Source organism: Ruegeria profundi, assembly GCF_049800715.1.
Taxonomy (GTDB): Bacteria; Pseudomonadota; Alphaproteobacteria; order Rhodobacterales; family Rhodobacteraceae; genus Ruegeria; species Ruegeria profundi_A.
The window spans coordinates 160,932-180,428 of sequence record NZ_JBNAFO010000011.1 but is presented as its reverse complement, the minus strand read 5'-3'; the positions used below and the strand labels follow the sequence as shown (position 1 = coordinate 180,428).

At 55.7% G+C, this 19,497-nt stretch carries 18 protein-coding genes and 1 pseudogene; 6 read left to right on the top strand and 13 right to left on the bottom strand.

Annotated elements, in window-relative coordinates; all coding sequences use genetic code 11:
• Positions 1-85: 85 nt before the first annotated feature.
• Positions 86-1,437 (top strand): IS3 family transposase gene (locus ACP15L_RS17755; protein ID WP_425084199.1). Its coding sequence is split into 2 segments (ribosomal slippage): positions 86-422 and positions 422-1,437, totalling 1,353 coding nucleotides; the frame shifts between segments, so codons are not numbered across the junction.
• A 35-nt stretch (positions 1,438-1,472) separates the two neighbouring features.
• Here the strand turns inward: ACP15L_RS17755 and ACP15L_RS17750 are convergent.
• The 4 genes from ACP15L_RS17750 to ACP15L_RS17735 all read right to left on the bottom strand — a co-directional run bounded on the left by ACP15L_RS17750 (position 1,473) and on the right by ACP15L_RS17735 (position 5,621).
• Positions 1,473-2,207, bottom strand: coding sequence for a hypothetical protein (locus tag ACP15L_RS17750; protein ID WP_425085187.1), 735 nt, complete (start codon positions 2,205-2,207; stop codon positions 1,473-1,475).
• Positions 2,208-2,582: 375 nt separating this feature from the next.
• Complete coding sequence (locus ACP15L_RS17745) at positions 2,583-3,947, bottom strand: alpha/beta fold hydrolase (RefSeq protein WP_425085186.1); 1,365 nt, start codon at positions 3,945-3,947, stop codon at positions 2,583-2,585.
• 478 nt (positions 3,948-4,425) lie between these two features.
• Positions 4,426-4,695, bottom strand: a complete 270-nt coding sequence (locus ACP15L_RS17740; RefSeq protein ID WP_425085185.1) for a luciferase family protein — start codon at positions 4,693-4,695, stop codon at positions 4,426-4,428.
• Positions 4,696-5,030: 335 nt separating this feature from the next.
• Positions 5,031-5,621, bottom strand: coding sequence for a YceI family protein (locus ACP15L_RS17735; protein WP_425085184.1), 591 nt, complete (start codon positions 5,619-5,621; stop codon positions 5,031-5,033).
• A 124-nt stretch (positions 5,622-5,745) separates the two neighbouring features.
• Here ACP15L_RS17735 and ACP15L_RS17730 point away from each other — a divergent pair, with 124 nt between their 5' ends.
• Positions 5,746-6,327, top strand: a complete 582-nt coding sequence (locus ACP15L_RS17730) for a TetR/AcrR family transcriptional regulator C-terminal ligand-binding domain-containing protein (protein ID WP_425085183.1) — start codon at positions 5,746-5,748, stop codon at positions 6,325-6,327.
• Positions 6,328-6,735: 408 nt separating this feature from the next.
• Here ACP15L_RS17730 and ACP15L_RS17725 read toward each other — a convergent pair whose 3' ends face one another.
• From ACP15L_RS17725 to ACP15L_RS17700, 6 genes and pseudogenes are all read right to left on the bottom strand, one after another.
• Positions 6,736-7,440: a helix-turn-helix domain-containing protein gene (locus ACP15L_RS17725; RefSeq protein WP_425085182.1), complete on the bottom strand. Its 705-nt coding sequence runs from the start codon at positions 7,438-7,440 to the stop codon at positions 6,736-6,738.
• Positions 7,398-7,601: a helix-turn-helix transcriptional regulator gene (locus ACP15L_RS17720; RefSeq protein ID WP_425085181.1), complete on the bottom strand. Its 204-nt coding sequence runs from the start codon at positions 7,599-7,601 to the stop codon at positions 7,398-7,400. Before ACP15L_RS17720 ends, ACP15L_RS17725 begins: the two co-directional genes overlap by 43 nt.
• 75 nt (positions 7,602-7,676) lie before the next feature.
• Entirely contained in the window at positions 7,677-8,147 is a 471-nt protein-coding gene (locus tag ACP15L_RS17715; protein ID WP_425085180.1) for a hypothetical protein, read from the bottom strand.
• A gap of 263 nt (positions 8,148-8,410) precedes the next feature.
• A pseudogene (locus ACP15L_RS17710) lies at positions 8,411-9,507 on the bottom strand (tyrosine-type recombinase/integrase).
• A gap of 254 nt (positions 9,508-9,761) precedes the next feature.
• Positions 9,762-10,328 carry a tetratricopeptide repeat protein gene (locus ACP15L_RS17705; RefSeq protein ID WP_425085179.1) on the bottom strand — a complete coding sequence of 189 codons (567 nt, stop codon included), beginning with the start codon at positions 10,326-10,328 and terminating at the stop codon, positions 9,762-9,764.
• Positions 10,329-10,358: 30 nt separating this feature from the next.
• Positions 10,359-10,847 (bottom strand): winged helix-turn-helix transcriptional regulator, encoded by a 489-nt coding sequence (locus ACP15L_RS17700; protein WP_170480350.1) that lies wholly within the window; start codon positions 10,845-10,847, stop codon positions 10,359-10,361.
• A gap of 103 nt (positions 10,848-10,950) precedes the next feature.
• Here ACP15L_RS17700 and putA point away from each other — a divergent pair, with 103 nt between their 5' ends.
• Positions 10,951-14,349: a bifunctional proline dehydrogenase/L-glutamate gamma-semialdehyde dehydrogenase PutA gene (gene putA / locus ACP15L_RS17695; RefSeq protein ID WP_425085178.1), complete on the top strand. Its 3,399-nt coding sequence runs from the start codon at positions 10,951-10,953 to the stop codon at positions 14,347-14,349.
• 42 nt (positions 14,350-14,391) lie between these two features.
• Positions 14,392-15,135 (top strand): rhomboid family intramembrane serine protease, encoded by a 744-nt coding sequence (locus ACP15L_RS17690; protein ID WP_425085177.1) that lies wholly within the window; start codon positions 14,392-14,394, stop codon positions 15,133-15,135.
• 6 nt (positions 15,136-15,141) lie between these two features.
• Here ACP15L_RS17690 and ACP15L_RS17685 read toward each other — a convergent pair whose 3' ends face one another.
• Together ACP15L_RS17685 and ACP15L_RS17680 are read right to left on the bottom strand one after the other, a co-directional pair.
• Positions 15,142-15,927, bottom strand: coding sequence for an inositol monophosphatase family protein (locus ACP15L_RS17685; protein ID WP_170718905.1), 786 nt, complete (start codon positions 15,925-15,927; stop codon positions 15,142-15,144).
• Positions 15,928-16,025: 98 nt separating this feature from the next.
• Positions 16,026-16,931, bottom strand: a complete 906-nt coding sequence (locus ACP15L_RS17680; protein WP_425085176.1) for a LysR family transcriptional regulator — start codon at positions 16,929-16,931, stop codon at positions 16,026-16,028.
• 94 nt (positions 16,932-17,025) lie between these two features.
• Between ACP15L_RS17680 and metF the strand changes: the two genes are divergently transcribed.
• Positions 17,026-17,892, top strand: a complete 867-nt coding sequence (metF, locus tag ACP15L_RS17675; protein ID WP_425085175.1) for a methylenetetrahydrofolate reductase [NAD(P)H] — start codon at positions 17,026-17,028, stop codon at positions 17,890-17,892.
• A 184-nt stretch (positions 17,893-18,076) separates the two neighbouring features.
• Positions 18,077-18,739, top strand: coding sequence for a J domain-containing protein (locus ACP15L_RS17670; RefSeq protein ID WP_425085174.1), 663 nt, complete (start codon positions 18,077-18,079; stop codon positions 18,737-18,739).
• A 70-nt stretch (positions 18,740-18,809) separates the two neighbouring features.
• On the opposite strand, the gene ACP15L_RS17665 is transcribed toward ACP15L_RS17670, so the two are convergent.
• Positions 18,810-19,328: a YHS domain-containing (seleno)protein gene (locus ACP15L_RS17665; protein WP_170374769.1), complete on the bottom strand. Its 519-nt coding sequence runs from the start codon at positions 19,326-19,328 to the stop codon at positions 18,810-18,812.
• Positions 19,329-19,497: the final 169 nt, after the last annotated feature.

Here is a 19,497-nt window from a genome sequence, read left to right as displayed (position 1 = left end):
TGTCTGACGTCAGCGCCAATGGGACAGTTTAGGTCGATTTGATAAGAGAGGGTTTCTGGCTCATCGTAACCGCCAAGGAGTGGAGATGAGAAAGAAACCCGGAACCAAGCAGAGCCACGGTGAGAAGGTCGTAAAGGACATTCGCCGTGCGACCCGCAAACAGTATTCCGCAGAAGAGAAGATCAGGATCGTGCTGGACGGCCTAAAAGGCGAGGACAGCATTGCAGAGCTGTGCCGTCGTGAGGTCATCGCGCAGAGCCTTTATTACAGCTGGTCCAAGGAATTTCTGGAGGCCGGCAAGAAACGTCTGGCAGGCGACACGGCCCGCGCGGCAACTTCCACCGAAGTGAAGGATCTGAGACGGGAAGCCCGTGATCTGAAGGAGGTGGTTGCCGAACAGGCTCTTGAACTGCGGTTGCTCAAAAAAAGCATGATCGCGGATGGGGACGACGACGCATGAGATATCCCGCATCCGAAAAACTGGAAGTCATCCGCTTGGTTGAGCAATCGCATCTGCCGACCAAGCGCACTTTGGAGAAGCTGGGCATTCCGAAGACCACCTTCTATCGCTGGTACGACCGATATCTCGTCGGCGGCCCCGAGGCGCTTGAAGATCGTAGACCCACGCCGTCACGGGTCTGGAACCGCATTCCCACGCCAGTGCGCGAGAAGATCAAGGATCTGGCTCTGAAGGAAAGTGAGCTTTCCCCGCGTGAATTGGCTGTTCGCTTCACTGACACAGAAAAGTACTTTGTGTCAGAGGCTTCGGTCTACCGCATCCTCAAGTCTTACGATCTGATCACCAGCCCAGCCTATGTGGTTTTGTCAGCCGCAGACGAGTTCCAGGACAAGACAACACGACCGAACCAACTCTGGCAGACCGATTTTACCTATCTCAAGGTGATCGGCTGGGGCTGGTTCTATCTCAGCACGATCCTGGACGATTACAGCCGCTACATCATCGCCTGGAAGCTTTGCACGACGATGAAGACCGAGGATGTGACCGACACACTGGACCTCGCCCTGCACGCCTCAGGCTGTGATCAGGCAACGGTGCTGCACAAGCCACGTCTGCTCAGCGACAACGGGTCCAGTTACATCTCTGGTGAGCTTGCCGAATGGCTGGAAGATCAGAAAATGGATCATGTTCGAGGGGCACCATACCATCCGCAAACTCAGGGAAAGATCGAGCGCTGGCACCAGACGCTCAAGAACCGCATCCTGTTGGAAAACTACTATCTGCCCGGTGATCTCACGCAGCAGATTGACGCCTTCGTCGAGCACTACAATCACCGGCGTTATCACGAGAGCCTGCAAAACCTCACGCCCGCTGATGTCTACTTCGGACGCGGGCAGACCATTCTAAAACAACGAGAAAGGATCAAACGAAAGACTATCGAAACCCGGCGCTTGCTTCACCGCAAAACCGCCGCATAATCAATCTAACCAGATGAGACAGATACTCTCTTAGATCACGCCGCCATCCGTCCCAAAACCCCTGACAACGGACACCGGGTGACCTCGACTGCGACCACAGCAAACACCACACCAATCAACAGAGCTTTTGTATTCACTGCCGAAAGGCTGGGTAGTTTAACCCGAAGAGACAGGGCTATTATCACACCCCCTGTTAACCCAGTCGCAATTGAATAGATCATGCTACTTTTGTCTGCGTTGAGACCGATCAATATGCCGACTGCAAGCGACGCGACAAAGTATGCGCGTAACCATCCAGACATGTGTCCGGGGTGGGTCTTATAGAGAAAGATATTCACCCCAAACAAATGCAATGAATAGGCCAACGTTCCAACAGCGTACAGCTCAGGTGATGTTCCCGTCGTTTGCATGACGGTAATGGCAAGCAAGCAGTTATAGGTTCCAAGTGCCACTGTATCCAAGCCAAGCGACAACCTGTGATCGGCCCCCGTGTCGCGACTGGCTTCCAGCAAGTAGTAAATGAGAAATCCTAGGAGCGAATAACCGAACAGCGAGTTTTCCCATTTCCCATTTTCAGCCAAATCGGCCGACAATTCACCGATTTTTGGCAGTAAGAAAAGGAAAGCATAGCCAAGTCCGATCCCAGATGAAAAATCAGAAAGCCAGCCTGCTAGGCCGGGGAATCTCTGGTAAAAAGACACGCAGAAGACGTGAACAGTGCCGATGACTGCAATCGATGTTATCGCGAGGTATGTCGACGCGTCGAACACGGCTAAGATCCAATGATCACATTACAATTTGTATGAGACACCCCTTGGGAGCAAAAGCACAACCCAAAAAGTGAAGAAGGTGCGGTTTGAATAGAACACTCAACGACAGTTTTCTTCTGCACTTCCGGCTTTGATGCCCGGTGCAGAAATTTGAAGTTAAGGCTCAGTGTTGCCGTTTTCTGCGGTTTGCATGATTGGCTGATGGCAGCCCAAACCGGACATTCTTAACAAGACTTTGCAATTTCCGAGATCAAGACAATGCGGTCGATGACAAGAAGCCTAGAGTTTTCAAATTCCAGTATCGAAAATCGAAGGGCGCACGGCATCCTCTTACCTTTGAACAAAAAAGTTTTGGCGATGAACAACTTACACTGCTCAAATTGAATTCAAAAAACGCTCTATTTCCACTAGGGCTTTAGGCCAGGCAGGATCATACTCTGGCATCGTATTGTTTGCTGTCTCAAGGCCAATAAAGCGCGCATTCTCGATGCCGGCGGCGAATATCCTACCTTGTTCAACACTGTGCATCCTGTCTCGATTAGCGTGCATGACCAGAGCCGGACAGGTGATCCGCAGAAGTAGATCCGTTACGTCGACCCCTGCGACCAGTGGTCCAATCTTAAGCCAATCCTGATGGTCCATTGCCACTTTCATAAATTCTGCATAAGTGCGCTGGTCATGCGGACTTGCGGTTGGAGCAAATGATTGGGCCATCAAGTCTCTTGCAGAAGGGTATTCATCGTTCCAGCCTTCAAGACTCATATCCATCATTGCTTGCCCAAGCGCAGCAATTCCGGGCTGTGAACGAACCGCAAGTCCTTGTGCAAATCCACCGAGTAGAACCAACCCCGAAACACGGTCAGGATTGTGTGCAGCAAAAGCCGCCGCAATGGTTGCCCCAAAAGAAATGCCAAACAATGGAACTTTTTCGATCCCGGCCGCGTCCAGTACGGCCTCAACATCTTCGACGATGCGATTTAGAGATACATCCTGCACGCCCCTCTGGGACAAGCCATTGTTTCTACCATCAAACCGATAAAGGCAGTGGTTCTCAGAAAGAAGAGGCAACCATCCGGCGATGGTGTTCATCGTCCAATCGTATTCCAGATGCCTAAGCCAGTTTGGTGTGACCAGTAACTTTCTACCGCTTCCAGTCGATGTCCAGGCAAGCGTCGTACCGTCTTTTGATTTTGCAAAGCGGACGTCTTGAGAGTTAGCCAGCAGCTTGTTCTTTGCGCGTCTTTTGTCACCATCCAAATCAATAGAGTAGGCTTCCACTGGATTTGGAATTCCCTTCAGCCGTATCGAGCTTTCTGGTCGCAACGCTACTGCCAGCGAAGTTCCCGCAACTTCGGCAGCTGTCTTGCTGACGAGACAACTTCCAATATGGGCACTGGACTGAAGGCGAGATGCAACATTAACGGCCTCTCCGAACAAGTCTGTACCATTTGGCATTACGTCGCCAACGTGGAGACCTCCTCGAAGTTTTACGTCTTCATCTCTCATCTGATTGAAAATCTGACTGGCAGCATTAATTGCGTCTGTGGCTGCAACAAACTCAACCAAAGAACCATCTCCCATCAGCTTGAATATTCGTCCTTTGTTTTCATGGACCAACGGTCTGATCACATCGTCCAAAATGCGTTGTAGAGTGTTCAGCGTGGTCTCAGCATCCTGTGACATGCGCTTGGCATAATCGACGACATCGAGACTTAGGATCGCAGCAATTTTCCGCTTCATCAGTCGATGTGATCCTTTTAGCTAAACCAATTCCTCTGAACCAAAATTAACAGACGAATAGGTTTTTGTGACCAAAACTTGTGCCTGGGCATTTTGCTAAGCCTGCAAGTTCCCAAACTTGCGTTGAAACAGACAGCCGAGCAAAATGTCTTATTGGCTGGCGAAACCCAGAATAAAGGTGAATGACTAACGCATTCGCGTTGCTAACTAAGGTTCACTTCGAAATATCAATTCTAAAGGTGTCAGTCCGTAGCTCTTCTTATCTGTGACCGATGTCAGGCCGAAGCGGAACTTCCACTCTGAGCTTTGCAAAATCTAACAAGCGGACGGCAGCTACCATGAATGTGAATGGCTTTAAGGTATCGAGCGCTTCGCCACAGTGACAATTCAAGAAAAAAATTACTGCGAGAAACAAGGTGGCTGAAACTGCTCTCTTACAGGAAACAGGCGTCCCCGCACACTTTCGCGCAATTCGAGCTTAGCCCAGAGTGATGCCGGTGATGAAGGTGTACGAGCTTTCAACCAGATCGATGACGACATCCAGCTCTTCGGGTGTGGTTGGAGTATAGATCATGACAAAACCGCTCCACCCAGGACGTTGCTTGGCCCAGGGGTGAGCTACGGCCCAGCCAGCCTCAATTGCCCTTCGCGCCATTTCTGGGTCGAGCGAGGCGTGCAAGCTGCCATCAGGATGCATGTGCGCAAACTCAAACCCACCGACGATAGAGTTCGGTTGGGACAACAACATATCGGGATCAAGCTAAAAGCCAATCGCGCCAGGTAATGATATGCGTGTGGGGCCAAGTGTGACCCCCGGGAATTGCGCAACTCGCTTCAGCAATAGCTGGGCTAACTCGGCATTAATTTCGACACCAATCTGAGTGTGCGGCACGCCGCTTGTCGTTTCGGGACGGGGCGAGATGCGCTCCGGCAAGGAGCGCTCTTGCGCGGACGCCATCGAGCACATCAATGTCACTACCGTCACAGAAACCGCCAATGATCTCAGGTGTACATTCATCGTGTTGACCATCCGCCAATATCAAAAATTGAGTGCTCAGCGCCATATCGGTGCCCCTGCACGCATCATTCAGCTTTTAACGCTTCGATATTAATCAAGAGCTCTATCTCGTCGCTCACAGCAGGTGCAAAGGCCCCAAGTCCGAATTCAGACCGTACGATAGTCGCCGTGGCAGCCAGCCCCAAGGTCGGCGTGCCCTCTTTTGGGCCAAACGGGTATGGCGCTGACTTGTTGAGCGTTGTTTCCAGAACAACAGGCTTGGTGACGCCATTCATGGTCAAGTCGCCAGAAATATCCGCGGAATTTTCCCCGGTCACTTCAATGCTGGTTGAGGCGAATGTGACCACGTCACCGTCGTTCGCGCTGAAAAAGTCATCGGACATGAAGTGTTGCAAACGGGCATCCCAGCCCGTGATCATGGATTTTACAGGCATAGACACTGTGACAGACGACGCAGACGGATCATCTTCGTTGAACTCTATCTCGCCGCTAAAACCTGAAAACATGCCAAATGTTTCTGAGAACCCGATGTGGTCGTAGCTGAACAATACCTGGCTGTGTCCAGGATCCAGCTCGTAGATGCCACTCTCGGACAATGCGGTTGTCGCGCCCATCGATAAGAGTACCGCCAGCGGGGTTGCTGCCACTTTGACCATTGATACACTCCCATTTTGACAAGACTTGTTTGCGGAATTGAGTATTGAGCTTTAGTTTTTAGCTGATCATATTAATAGAACAAATTGTTCTATAACGCAACAAAGTGTTCTATAGGAGGGGCGATTGAAAGAAGATCCCAGGCTGATCGCCACACGACAGGCCGCACTTGATGCGGCGCAAAGGATACTGATGGATGAGGGCGTGCTGCACGTAACTCATGGCGCGGTTTCAAAGGCAACAGGCATTTCGCGGAGCACACTTTACAGGCACTGGCCAGATGCGCGCAGTCTGCGTGATGCAGCATTCAGGCGCGTCGCAACACCGCCGAACATACCGCCCAAAACCGATGGCCCGCTGCGATCTGACCTGCGCTGGTTACTCGGCGTACTGATGGGAGCCTTGAATGACACACCATGGGGCCAAATCGCGCCTCAGGTGGTCGCTGCTGCGTCCACCGACGAAGAAGCGCGATTGGTCATAACCGAATTCATGAAAGACAGGTTCGCAAGTGTTGAAGCCGTGTTTTCAGCTGCAATTGACCGCGGTGAGATCACCGCCGACGTTCCGGTTGATCAACTCATAGAACTAGCAGTCGCTGCACCTTACTTCCGCAAGCTCATACGTCATGAGATACTGGACGAAGATTGGTTGGATCAACATGTTGATCTGCTGTGCAGTGTCGCGAAAACCAATTCGGGGCAGTGACCATCGCCTTACTTTGCAATCAAAGCGACCAGCAAAGGGCGCGAGACTTCGGCAGATCAGCAATTCAAGATCGATAGCAAGTCCAGCCAGTTCTTAATAGTGGCTGCTTCAAATGGTCCCGACAAAGGTTCGCGATGATCGTTCGTCGAGGATTGCAAAGTCCGCTTTCTGCGCATCGCAGACATTTGTTGAAAATTCAGCCTCGCGAAAGGCGATCACACTTATTAAACGTCTTTTTTTGACATTCCATTATGGAACCGTTGCAAGTGCCTAGAACGACCGGTTTCCGCTCCAATTCGGTTTGCCCCCCCTTAAAATTTCACGCGGAAAAATTTGACTACCCCCGCCGGTCCCGTGGATTGGACCTCCCAACTTTTGATACCCCCCCTTCCCAAACTTGGCTGGAATTTAGGACTGTGTGACACCAATGCTCTGTCCCTTACTCAACACGACATCACTAAAGAACCTAACGTACCGATCAATTTCTTCTTGTTTGGGAAAACGGGTCGGCAATGCGATGCTGTCGTTCTTTCTCAGCATCTGCAAAAGCGACCCAAAGTCGAAGACCGTGTTGGCAGTGATAAACGCTTCCCACTCATGAAGGATCTGATTGTCATCTTCGGAGAACCAAAGATATCCGCCAAGCCCGGTCGCAACGGTTACGTTTTCTTTGTTCCTTCCTATGTTCTTATAAGGCGCGACAAGTTTGTCGTCTTCGCACGACACGGTTGTCGCCTTACGACGCGCGTTGGTGTCGCGATGAGTGTCGTGTTCAAGGCTGTTTTTGGGGACCGTGATTTGGAACATGCGCCTAACATCACGCCTGCGTACACGCCGGATCCAGCCGAACATCTCGAGCTCCTGAAGGTAACGTTGGATACTGCGATTGTGGACACCAAACCGGTTTGCCAAGGTAGCATTGCTCGCCCAATAGCAGCCGCTTTCTTTGGACACAAACTCGTCGCAGACAAAAGATGCGAAGTGTTTGGTACGCCGTGCCAACTGATCAGTAGCGTGAACGCGTTTCTTCCATTCAAAACGATATTTGGAGAATGGGGCTATCCGAGACATCAATTCGTTCCCCCCAAGCCCTCGCTCCGCGATGTCATCCATGCATCGAGGTCAGAGCGCTTGTACCGGATCGAACGAAGACCGATCCGAATAAACCTTGGCCCGGCGACATCGCCAATTCCCATACGCAGTTTTGCGAGATAGCTTTCATTGATACCAGTGTATTGAGCGGCCTCCCGGGCCGTCAGATAGTGTGCCTGCATAGCATTGCTCCTTTGAACACATCAGGGAACAACAATGAAACAATTGGTGTTGCCGTCATGGGGCGTGCAAAAGAATTAGTTTTCTTTCCGCCCCACATACTTTCTCCAACTTCGAAAAGCTGACGTCGGCAGTTCTTCTATTTCGAAGAGATCAAACATATCGCTCAGAAAGCGGTAGAACGGACCGCTTTCATTCATCGCCTTGGGAACTCTTATTGTCCCCGGATGGCGCTCACAGAGCCCGACGCAAGCTGCAACCAAGCGCCAGGCCTCTATTGCCTTCATGCCAAACGGTACACCGTGCGCGGCGGTCGCTTCAGCGTCTTCAATCAAATCCAAAAAGTGGCGAAGCCTCTTGAAAAACTCTCCTTTTGCCAAAATCGCCTTCCAGTGTGGAGTTTCTTTCAGTATGTCGGTGAACGTATCCTCGTGATCGCCGGTGCTTCGATCCTCATTCATCAATCCGCTTCTTTGGAGAGCTCCAACACGAAACGCATCGAGTACGGGTATCGGAAGGCGGTCCAAGATTTTATCTGCTTCATTCAAACGTGTTCTCAGTTTAGCGAGGTCTTCCAATACAAGTTTGGGTGACTAAAACTCATCGAGTTCATGGGCTTGGTCGAATACCAAGTAGTGCGCTATCCACCCAAAGCTCTCATCGTCAAAACATTCTTATTTATCAAAGTGTTTTCTAAGGAGTCGAATTAACTCGATACGGAACTCGTTGGGGCCAGGCTCGAATTCGTCTTGGTCTGGTATATCGAGTTCGAGTAATTCTGGATCGATCGGCCAGATCCAATCTCGCTCACTCATTGCAACCCACCGTTTTTGCCCATAGCCCTGTGTTCCAATTCCCGACACACAGTATCCATTGCCGGCCTGAGTGCGTCGAGCGACGGTTTTACGTAGCGCTGACCGGTGATCGACAGTGGCGTGTGGTTGAGCAGGCGGCCAACGATTTCCTCCAATATCCCGGCCTCCATGGCGACTGTGGCAAATGTTCGACGATGGGCATGACATGACCATTGCATGCGCTCAGGCCCCTTTAGATGACCACTGGGCGATCTCGGCGACGGAAACACCCATTTCCGATGCAGGCCGCGCACGGGTGCGAGTATCTCGTGATGCGCCTCCAGGATTGGGAGGTCGAAACTCCGGCCGTTCTTGGTCATCGGCAAGTGGATATGATCCTCGTGGATATGTTTCCACTCCAGCGTCAACGCCTCGGTCTTGCGAAAGCCGGTAAACAGGATCAACTCGTAAAACACCTTGTGGATGGGATTGTGGAGCGCTGCCACTGTCTGGCACCAAGCTCTCAGATCCTCGATTACAGACCCGTTCGGCTTCTCCTCATACCACTCGATGGCCATTGTCGGACTTTCCGGGAGCTCATGGACCCGCCGGGCGTGGTTCCAGACGGTCCGAAAATACTTCAAAGTGTGATTTGCCGAGGATGGTGTTGCCGCCATGGATCTGTGACGCTCAACCACCATCGACTTTGTTATCTCATCCAGCGGCAGGCGCAGCCAATCTTTAAAATGTAGCTCAAACTGCTGACGCACCTCAGATCGGTGAGCCTCAGACCGAAGCTTGGGACGTGCCAAATAGGTTTCCATGGCCGTCTCAACCGTGGGCGCTCCGATCTGTAAAACAGCTTGCCCACTCCCCTGCCCCAGTCAAGCGCATATCCCAGTGCAGTTTCTCGAGCAGTATCTGCGGAAATCATCGGGTAGCGCTCGATCAAAACACGCCGCGTTTGGCCCCCAACGTCTTTCAGGAAGTACCAGGTCTTTGACTGTTTCCCGACGAAGAGCACAAGCCCCTTGATCTCGCTGTCCCAATGCTTGGCGGTACCGCTTTTTGTCTGCGGAATCTTGCGCGCGAAGGTCTCTGTGAGCTTTGGCATTTTATCGGCTTTTTGTCGGAAACGGCATGATAGAAGGCGCTAACATATGGTACGAGCTGCAACATATTATTGAACTAAATGAAAGATTTAGAAACTACACGATACTCAGTGAAACTGATCATCATTGCTTGAAAGGCATGGGCTTTACCATTAAGCTATACCCGCTTAGCGTTTGGGTTGAGCAATTCAAGCATCTGGGGGCGTCAAGAACCGAAATCACGCCGGGCGTGCATTTCCTTGGGGCAGTGGGTCTGTCAGATATCCTCGCCCGGCGGCTCTAGCGCGCCGCCCGGTTCCAGCAAGGCCCGCTCGGACAGCCATGGGTTCAGTTCAAGGGCCGCAGTCAGGGCAGAACGGGCCTCATCCAATCTCCGCAGACCCAGCAACGTTAGGGCCCGGCCACTCATGGCCGCGATGTGATTTGGGGATAGCTCCAGCGCCCGATCCAGATCAACCAAGGCCGAAGGAAAGTCTTGCCGCAGGAAATTGACGAAAGCACGTTGGTTGTACCCTTCGGCATAGTCCGGGCAGTAGACCACCAGCGCGTCCAGCTCCTGCAAAGCGCCCAGAAGATCCGATGCCTCGCGCCGCGCCATGCCACGATCCAACAGTGTCTGAGCGCGAAGATCGGGGGCGTCGGTCCACAACTCCCACATCTGGTTGGAGATCCCGCGCGCCTCCGACTGCGACTCGGCCTGCTGAATTTGTGCAATCAGCGCGCCCATCCCTGCCGAATGGTCCGGCGCGGACGGGCAGGATTGCGCAAAAGCGGGAGTTGTGAGCCAAAGGGCAAAGACAGGGGCTATAAACATGCGGGTCATAGACCAAGTGTGACGCACAATCCGCTTTGGTCAAGTTTCGCGGTCGATGCCGCCCAGCAAACCGGTTTCCTTTACGGCCTCCATCGCAACGAAGGTCGAGGTATTAGCGACATGCGGCAGAGACGAGATCTTCTCGGCCAGCACCGCGCGGTATTCCGACATCGACCCGGTGCGCACCTTCAGCAGATAGTCGAAATTCGACGCGATCATATGGGCTTGCTCGATCTCCGCGATCTTGCGGACCGCGGCATTGAACTCGGCCAGCGCTTTTTCCCGCGTGTCAGTCATGCGCACCTCGACAAAGGCCACGTGATCTAGCCCCAACCGGATCGGATCCAACATTGCTCGGTATCCTGTAATCACCCCATCTGCCTCAAGCCGCTTCAACCGTGCCTGGGTCGGCGATTTCGACAACCCGATCCGCCGCGCCAGATCCGCGACCGAGATGCGCCCGTCTTCGGCCAGAGCCTGCAGAATCGCGCGATCAAAACGGTCGAGGTTCGGAAAGTCCATTTGCATCGAAATACCGTCAAAAATCAGTTCGTTTGACCTGTGTATGTCAAAACTTGGTCCGTTGTCCCGAAAAAATGCGCGTATACTGATAAAAACGCCCGGAGGAACAATGTCTCACAGCCTGCGCACATCCATCGACACCCACACCTATGCCGATCAATCGACCGTTCTGCAGGCATTGACCCACCAGGCAGACCTGTCCGAGTCGGACCGTCGCGCCATCTGCGACGCGGCGGCCCAATTGGTCCGCGATATCCGGTCCAGCACCTCGCCCGGCATGATGGAGGTGTTTCTGGCTGAATACGGCCTGTCCACTGACGAAGGCGTGGCGCTGATGTGTCTGGCCGAGGCGCTTCTGCGAGTACCCGATGCAGATACGATTGATGCGCTTATCGAAGACAAGATCGCGCCCTCGGACTGGGGCAAACATTTGGGGCAGTCCTCATCCTCGCTGGTCAACGCCTCGACCTGGGCCTTGATGCTGACCGGCAAGGTGTTGGATGAGGGTAAGGCCTCGCCCGTCAGCGCCATCCGCGGGGCGATCAAGCGGCTGGGTGAACCGGTCATCCGAACCGCTGTTGGACGCGCGATGAAGGAGATGGGGCGTCAGTTCGTTCTGGGCGAGACGATTCAATCGGCCATGGAACGCGCCAGCGGGATGGAGGCCAAGGGCTACACCTACTCCTACGATATGTTGGGCGAAGCGGCCCGGACCGAGGCCGACGCCGCCCGCTATCACCTGTCCTATTCGCGCGCTATCGCCGCCATTGCCGAGGCGTGTACTCATGACGATATCTGCGCCAATCCCGGCATTTCGGTCAAGCTGTCTGCCCTGCATCCACGCTATGAGCTGGCGCAGGAGGCGCGGGTCATGGATGAACTTGTCCCCCGCCTGCGCGCACTGGCCCTTCTGGCCAAAGCTGCTGGCATGGGCCTGAACGTGGATGCCGAGGAAGCCGACCGGCTGTCCCTGTCCCTGCAAGTCATCGAGGAAGTCATGGCCGAGCCCGCCTTGGCCGGTTGGGATGGGTTCGGCATCGTCGTGCAAGCTTACGGCCCGCGCGCCGGGCTCGTTCTGGATACGCTCTATGAAATGGCCGGGCGCCATGATCGCAAGCTGATGGTGCGGCTGGTCAAAGGCGCCTATTGGGATACGGAGATCAAGCGCGCGCAGGTCGAAGGTGTCGATGGCTTCCCAGTCTTCACCCATAAGGCCGCGACCGATGTCTCGTATATCGCCAATGCCCGCAAGCTGCTGGGCATGACCGACCGGATCTATCCGCAATTTGCCACGCATAACGCGCATACCGTCAGCGCGATCCTGCACATGGCCGAGGGACAGCCATTCGAGTTCCAGCGCCTGCATGGGATGGGCGAAACGCTGCACGGTCTGGTATTGGACAAACACAAAACCCGCTGCCGCATCTACGCGCCGGTCGGCGCGCATCGCGATTTGCTGGCCTATCTGGTCCGGCGTCTGCTGGAGAACGGCGCGAACTCATCCTTCGTGAACCAGATTGTGGATGAGGCCGTCCCACCGGAAGAGGTCGCCGCTGATCCATTCACTGCAGCTGAGACACCGCCCTCGCCTCTGCCAACCGGGCCAGAGCTGTTTTTGCCCGAGCGTCCCAACTCCAAGGGCTTTGATCTGCACCACACACCGACGCTGGACCAGATCGACGCAGCGCGGGATCGGTTCCAAGCAACTGATTGGCGCGCGGAGCCTTTGCTGTCCGAGGACGCGAAACCCATGGCTGAAGAGCCGGTGATTAACCCGGCCAAACCCCAGGACAAGCCCGGCACAGTTGCGTCGACCAGTATTGCGGATGTGGAGCTTGCCCTGGCCTCGGCCAGCCCATGGCAAGCCCCGGCAGAGCAACGCGTCAAAGCTCTGAACGCAGCCGCCGACCTGTATGAGGCCCATTTCGGAGAACTCTTCGCCCTTCTGGCTCGCGAGGCGGGGAAATCCCTGCCCGATGCCGTTGCCGAGCTGCGCGAAGCGGTGGATTTCCTGCGCTACTACGCGGCGAACATCCCCGATGCCAAACCGGCTGGGGTCTTCACCTGTATCAGCCCGTGGAACTTCCCCCTGGCGATTTTCACCGGACAGATTTCGGCGGCTTTGGCAACCGGCAACGCCGTCCTCGCCAAACCCGCGCCGCAGACGCCTCTGATCGCGCATCGCGCGGTGCAGCTGTTGCACGAGGCCGGAGTTCCCCGCGATGTGTTGCAACTGCTGCCCGGCGGACCAGAGGTCGGGGCCGCGCTCACCTCGGATGCGCGCGTCTCGGGTGTGGCGTTCACCGGATCGACAGCGACGGCGTTGAAAATCCGCTCGGCCATGGCACAGAACATGCGACCCGGCACACCTCTGATCGCTGAGACAGGTGGTTTGAACGCGATGATCGTGGACAGCACGGCGCTGCCGGAACAGGCGGTGCAATCCATCATCGAAAGCGCGTTTCAATCAGCTGGTCAGCGCTGCTCAGCCCTGCGCAGTCTCTATCTGCAAGAGGATATCGCCGAGGATGTGCTGACCATGCTCAAAGGCGCGATGGATGCGCTGCAGGTCGGTGATCCGTGGCTGATCTCAACTGATTGCGGGCCGGTCATTGATGAGACCGCGCGTCAGGGAATCGCGGACCATGTCGCGAAAGCCCGTGCAGAAGGGCGCGTTCTTAAAGAACTCAACACGCCGCCCGAGGGGACATTCATTGCCCCCACCCTGATCGAAATCGGCAGCATCGCCGATTTGGAACGTGAAATATTCGGCCCGGTTCTGCATGTCGCTCGCTTCAAAGCGCAAGAGATCGACACGGTAATCGCCGACATCAACGCCACTGGCTACGGGCTGACCTTCGGCCTGCACACTCGCATCGACGACCGGGTTCAGCATGTGACCGAGGCGATCCACGCGGGCAATGTCTATGTGAACCGCAACCAGATCGGCGCCATCGTGGGATCTCAGCCTTTCGGAGGCGAGGGGCTTTCGGGCACTGGTCCCAAAGCGGGTGGGCCGAACTACTTGGCCCGGTTCTGCGCTCCGGATCGTCAGAGCACCTCAGAGACATGGCGGGCAACTGCGGAATTGCCCGCGCCGAAAGGGCAACCGGCCCCTTTTCGAACCCAAACCCTGCCCGGACCTACGGGGGAATCAAACCGGTTGTCTGAATTTGCCCGGCCTCCGCTGTTATGTCTCGGCCCCGGCGAGAGCGCTGCGCGCGCTCAGGCAGATGCGGTTTTGGCTTTGGGTGGGACGGCGATTGAGGCGACGGGCATGCTCGATCTGCATCGTTTGGAAAACCTGACCGGCTTCGCGGGCGTTCTGTGGTGGGGAGACGAGGAAACCGCCCGTCAGATAGAACAGCATCTGGCGCGGCGCGACGGGCCGATCCTGCCCATGATCCCCGGACTGTCGGATCGTACGCGGGTGCTGGCGGAACGCCATGTCTGCGTCGACACGACGGCGGCGGGCGGCAATGCGGCGCTGTTGGGTGGTGCGGCATAACCTGACCTTGACGCTGGGCGCGGAAAAGCCCAGCGTCGCGCCATGTTTCCGATCCGAGATCACAACCCCTCGGGGCGCACGCCCTATGTTGTCTACGCCCTGCTGGCGGCGAATATCCTGATCTTCGTCAGCTATGTCGGGATCATGGACAACGCACGGGTGCTTCAGCAGTTCTATTTCGACTACGCGATCATTCCCGCCCGTAGCGCCGAAGGGGTCGCACTCGAGACCTTCGTGACCTCAATGTTCCTGCATGGCGGCTGGATGCATCTGGCGGGCAACATGCTGTTTCTTTGGATTTTCGGCGATAATCTGGAGGACGAAATGGGCCACTTACCATTTCTGCTGTTCTACCTTGTCGCCGGGATCGGAGCCGGACTGATCCATGTGATCACCGCACCCGACTCGGTAGTGCCCACAATCGGAGCCTCCGGGGCGATTGCTGGCGTGATGGGCGGGTACTTGCTGCTTTTTCCCAAAGCCCGAGTGGATATTCTGCTGATACTGATCGTCTATTTCCGGGTCTTTAGCATCCCGGCCTTCGTGATGCTCGGGGTTTGGCTGGCACTTCAGTTTTTTGGCAGTCTCTCTAGCAACCCCGACGAGGGCGGCGTCGCCTATTGGGCGCATACCGGTGGGTTCGTCGTTGGGCTGATCCTGTGTATCCCGCTATGGCTGAAACGCGGAGGACCAGCGTACTGGGACCGCACGCACGGCCATCCGCCTCACCCCGAGACGAAATACAAGCTGTCGCAATCCCGCATCCCGCGCGTGCCGCGCAGGTAAAGGCGTTCAGCCCCGGATTGACTTAGCAAAGCTGTCGAAGATTGGCTCGTTGGCGCAGATGACCTCGCCATCTTCCAGAATGCTGCCTTCGGGGTTCAAGGGCTGAACCAGACCACCGGCCTCTTTCACGATGATGATCCCGGCGGCCAAGTCCCATGCGTTCAAGCGGCGCTCCCAAAAGCCCTCGTAGCGACCAGCCGCCACATAAGCCATGTCGAGCGCGGCTGCGCCCCAGCGGCGCACGCCAGCACATGTTGGCATCAGGCGCGCCAGATCTTGCAGCGTGGCAGGCAAATCCGATCGACCACCGAAAGGCAAACCGGTCGAGAATACAGACTCGATCATGCGGTGACGGCCCGAGACGCGGATGCGCATATCGTTCATCCAGGCGCCCTCGCCTTTTTCAGCAAAGAACATCTCGTCCTTGGCGGCGTCGTAGATCACACCGGCGACGATTTTACCTTTGTGCTCCAGCGCGATCGAGATCGCCCAGTGCGGCAACCCGTGCAGGAAGTTGGTGGTGCCGTCCAGCGGATCGACGATCCAGCGGCGGGTTGGATCCTCGCCGTCAATCGCACCGCCCTCTTCGGCCAGCCAGCCATAGGTCGGACGCGCGCCCAGCAGTTCCTCTTTCAGGATGGCTTCGGCGGCGATATCGGCCTTGGACACAAAATCGCCCGCGCCTTTCATCGACACCTGCAGGTTCTCGACTTCACGGAAATCCTTGACCAGAGACCGCCCCGCCTTGCGCGCGGCTTTGATCATGATGTTGAGATTTGCACTGCCAACCATTGTGAAAAGGCTCCTGTCCGGTCAAACCGCGCGTATACTGATGCAATGCGCCCTTGCCAAGAGGAATGATGCGCATAGCAGACCTTAGCGAAACGCCGTTACTGCGCCTGCAACTTCCGCGCCTCTTCCCGCGCCAGTTTGACGAGCTCTTGCACGAAGGGTTTTTCCAGATCTTCAGAGCGGACAGCGGCATAGAGACGACGGGTGATCCCTTCTTTTGTCAGCGGGCGAGTCACGTAGTCCGAGTTATACTTGACCTCACGCACGACCCAATCCGGCAGGACAGAAATCCCCCGATTTGATGCAACAAGCAACAGGATCACGGCTGTCAGTTCGACCTGACGGATGCTGGCCGGTTCAACCCGCGCCGGGATCAGCAACTGGCTGAACACGTCCAATCGCGTGCGCTCGACGGGATAGGTGATCAGGGTCTGACCACGAAAATCCTCGGCTTCGATGAAGTCTTTCTCGGCCAGCGGATGGGAAGATGCAGCGACGAATACCGGGTTATAGTCGAACAATTCCACGAACTCGACACCCGGCAGGTCTTCGGGGTCGGAGGATACGACCAGATCAACCTCTTCCTTTTGCAAGGCAGGCAGCGCGTCAAAGGCCAAGCCGGGGCGGATATCCACATCCACATCGCCCCAGGATTTCCGAAAGGATTCGAGCACAGGGAACAGCCATTCGAAACAGGCGTGGCATTCGATGGCGATGTGCATCCGGCCCGTGCGACCATCGCGCAGGGATGAGAACTCATGCTGCGCGGCCTCGACCTGAGGCAGAATCTGCTCGGCCAACCGCAACAGACGCAGACCCGCCGCCGACAGCTTCATCGGCTTGGACCGACGCAGGAACAGTTCGACCCCAGCTTGATCCTCCAGCCCCTTGATCTGGTGGCTCAGCGCCGACTGGGTGATGTTTAGCTGATCGGCCGCTCGCGCCAGACCGCCACAGTCATGGATCGCCTTGATGGTGCGCAGGTGCCGGAATTCGATATGCATGTGAAGTGGAACTCATGTTGTTCTTGAGGAATATGAGTTTGTCTCACAATGCGTGTCATGCGACAAGACCCTCAGTTGATCCTGAGAGGCTGCGATGACCAAACCAGAAATCTCATTCGAGTTTTTTCCACCAAAAACACTTGAGGCCTCATTCCGGCTTTGGGATACGGTGCAGACGCTGGCCCCTCTGGAGCCCCGGTTCGTTTCGGTTACCTATGGCGCTGGCGGCACCACGCGCGAGCTAACGCGCGATGCAGTCGCGACTTTGCACAAGTCATCGGGACTGCCAGTTGCGGCGCATTTGACTTGTGTCGATGCTTCGCGTCAGGAAACGCTGGATATTGCAGACACCTTCGCCCGTGCCGGTGTAGAGAACATCGTCGCATTGCGGGGCGATCCGCCCAAGGGTCAGGACAGGTTTGTCCCTCACCCCGAAGGTTTTGCCAACTCTGTTGAATTGATCGAGGCCCTCGCAGAAACCGAGATGTTCAGCATTCGCGTCGGCGCTTATCCCGACATTCATCCCGAAGCGCGTGATACACGCGCTGATATCGACTGGCTCAAAGCCAAGCTGGACGCGGGCGCCGATGAGGCATTGACGCAGTTTTTCTTCGAGGCCGAGACCTTCTTCCGGTTCCGCGATGCCTGTGCCAAAGCCGGGATCGACAAGCCGATCGTGCCGGGCATCCTGCCGATCGAAAACTGGAAAGGCGCGCGCGCCTTTGCCCAGCGCTGCGGCACTCGGATACCAGACTGGGTCGATCACGCCTTTGAAAAAGCCCTGCGCGATGACCGCGAGGATCTGCTGGCCACGGCCCTTTGTTCCGAGCTGTGCTCGGACCTGCTGGAAGGCGGTGTGGACAAGCTGCACTTCTACACCCTGAACCGGCCCGAGCTGACCCGCGACGTGTGCTTCGCCCTTGGGATCACCCCGAAAGCCGAACTGCAGAACGTCGCCTGATCCCTCTCGACAAAGACCAAATGCCCGGGCCATCCGAAAGCGCGGGCATTTTGCTTTGCCGCTGGAACAATGTCTGCACGGCCAGATCATTGTCCCCCGCAACTAGTTCAATCTTGAGAAGAATTTGACAAAATCGTGACCGTACTCAAACTGGTCTCGTGTACGTTAATGAGTGTTTTTGAGTATGAAACCTGTCGATAAGATCGCAGCGCGAAACAGCGCGCTGGCGGACCTTGGGTTGTCGCCCTCTGCCAGTTCCGACGAAATCCGCGAAGCTTGGCGCAATATTGCCTTCCGGGCGCATCCCGACCACATGCCGGGGGATTGCGAAGACTTTTCGCGCGCCAAGACTGCCTATGATTTTCTACGCAAACAAGGGTTGGGCGCAAAAGGCGCATTGGGCCCGCAGATGCCGAAACGGCCACGCCTCAAAAAACGCGTGATCGAGTTGCCGCCCGAAGACATCTCCGCCTGCAAATCCATGCTGAACCCGACGCAAGCACTGCCGCATATGGCGGGTTCGCCATCGCCTCGGGACGCAGATGTCGAACCGGCTGCATCAGACCATGTGCCCGATGCCGTCGGATGCTATGGCCGCCACCTGACCTTTTTCGTAGCAACTCCGGTAACCGAAGGGGCGAACCGCATCGCACTTCCGACCTCGGTGCTAAGCAACAGACGGCATGTCGAGACTGAGATCCTGAGCTTCAAGTCCAACAACACCGGACCGGGCGAGGTGGTGATTCCTGACACCATTTGCGAACGCAAATTTCCGGGGGCAAAAAGTGTTCGTATCCGGTTCGAAGCCAATCAGGACATGATCGACGAATTCTGGCTGGCTGGATAGTCAGCCAGAAAAAAGCCCGGCTCAGTGGGGGGAGCCGGGCTGGATTTTCTTCACGACTGTGTCTGCGCGATCAGTTGGTGACAGGACCTTCCGAGGTGAATTTCGGGATCACGCTGGTCGATGCGTCCGCACTTTCGATACCGGGCCAGTTACCTTCGGCCAGGTTGATGTTGCCCGGGATGTCCTCTTCGAAGAAGCCGACAACAACGTCAGTGATGTTCAGGTATAACTTGTCATCAACGATGCGCCACAGGTTCGGGTTTGCCGGAACCTTGCCGCCTTTTGAGACGCCATAGGCGCAATGCCCGTCATACTGAGGCGCGTAGTAAGCCGGGTTCTCAAGAAACTTGTCGCGGTTCTCTTCCGATGCAAAGGCCCAGGTTGCGCCATTGTATTCCGCCGTGATGTCGGCATTACCGCGTACACCTTCTGGCTGCGAGGTCCCCACCGGTGCCTGATCAAGGCCGCGATAGGCGACGACATCGTAGCCAGAGACCGCGAATCCAGTTCCGTCGACGTATTGAGGGCCTGCAAAAGCCGGAATTGCCAGAGCCATGGCCGCAGCAAAAGACAGGGCAAAACGTTTCATGTGGTCATTCCTTTTTCGTGTATCGGGGGTGCCGTTTGGCTGACACCACAGACAATATGCGATTCTGAGGCGCTTCGTAGGCCCGCTCGCGCCGGTGTGACCATCAACGAGATTTCGTGAGAGAATTATTACAGTTTCCCGCGTTAACCGGGGTTGGACTCGGGGATTT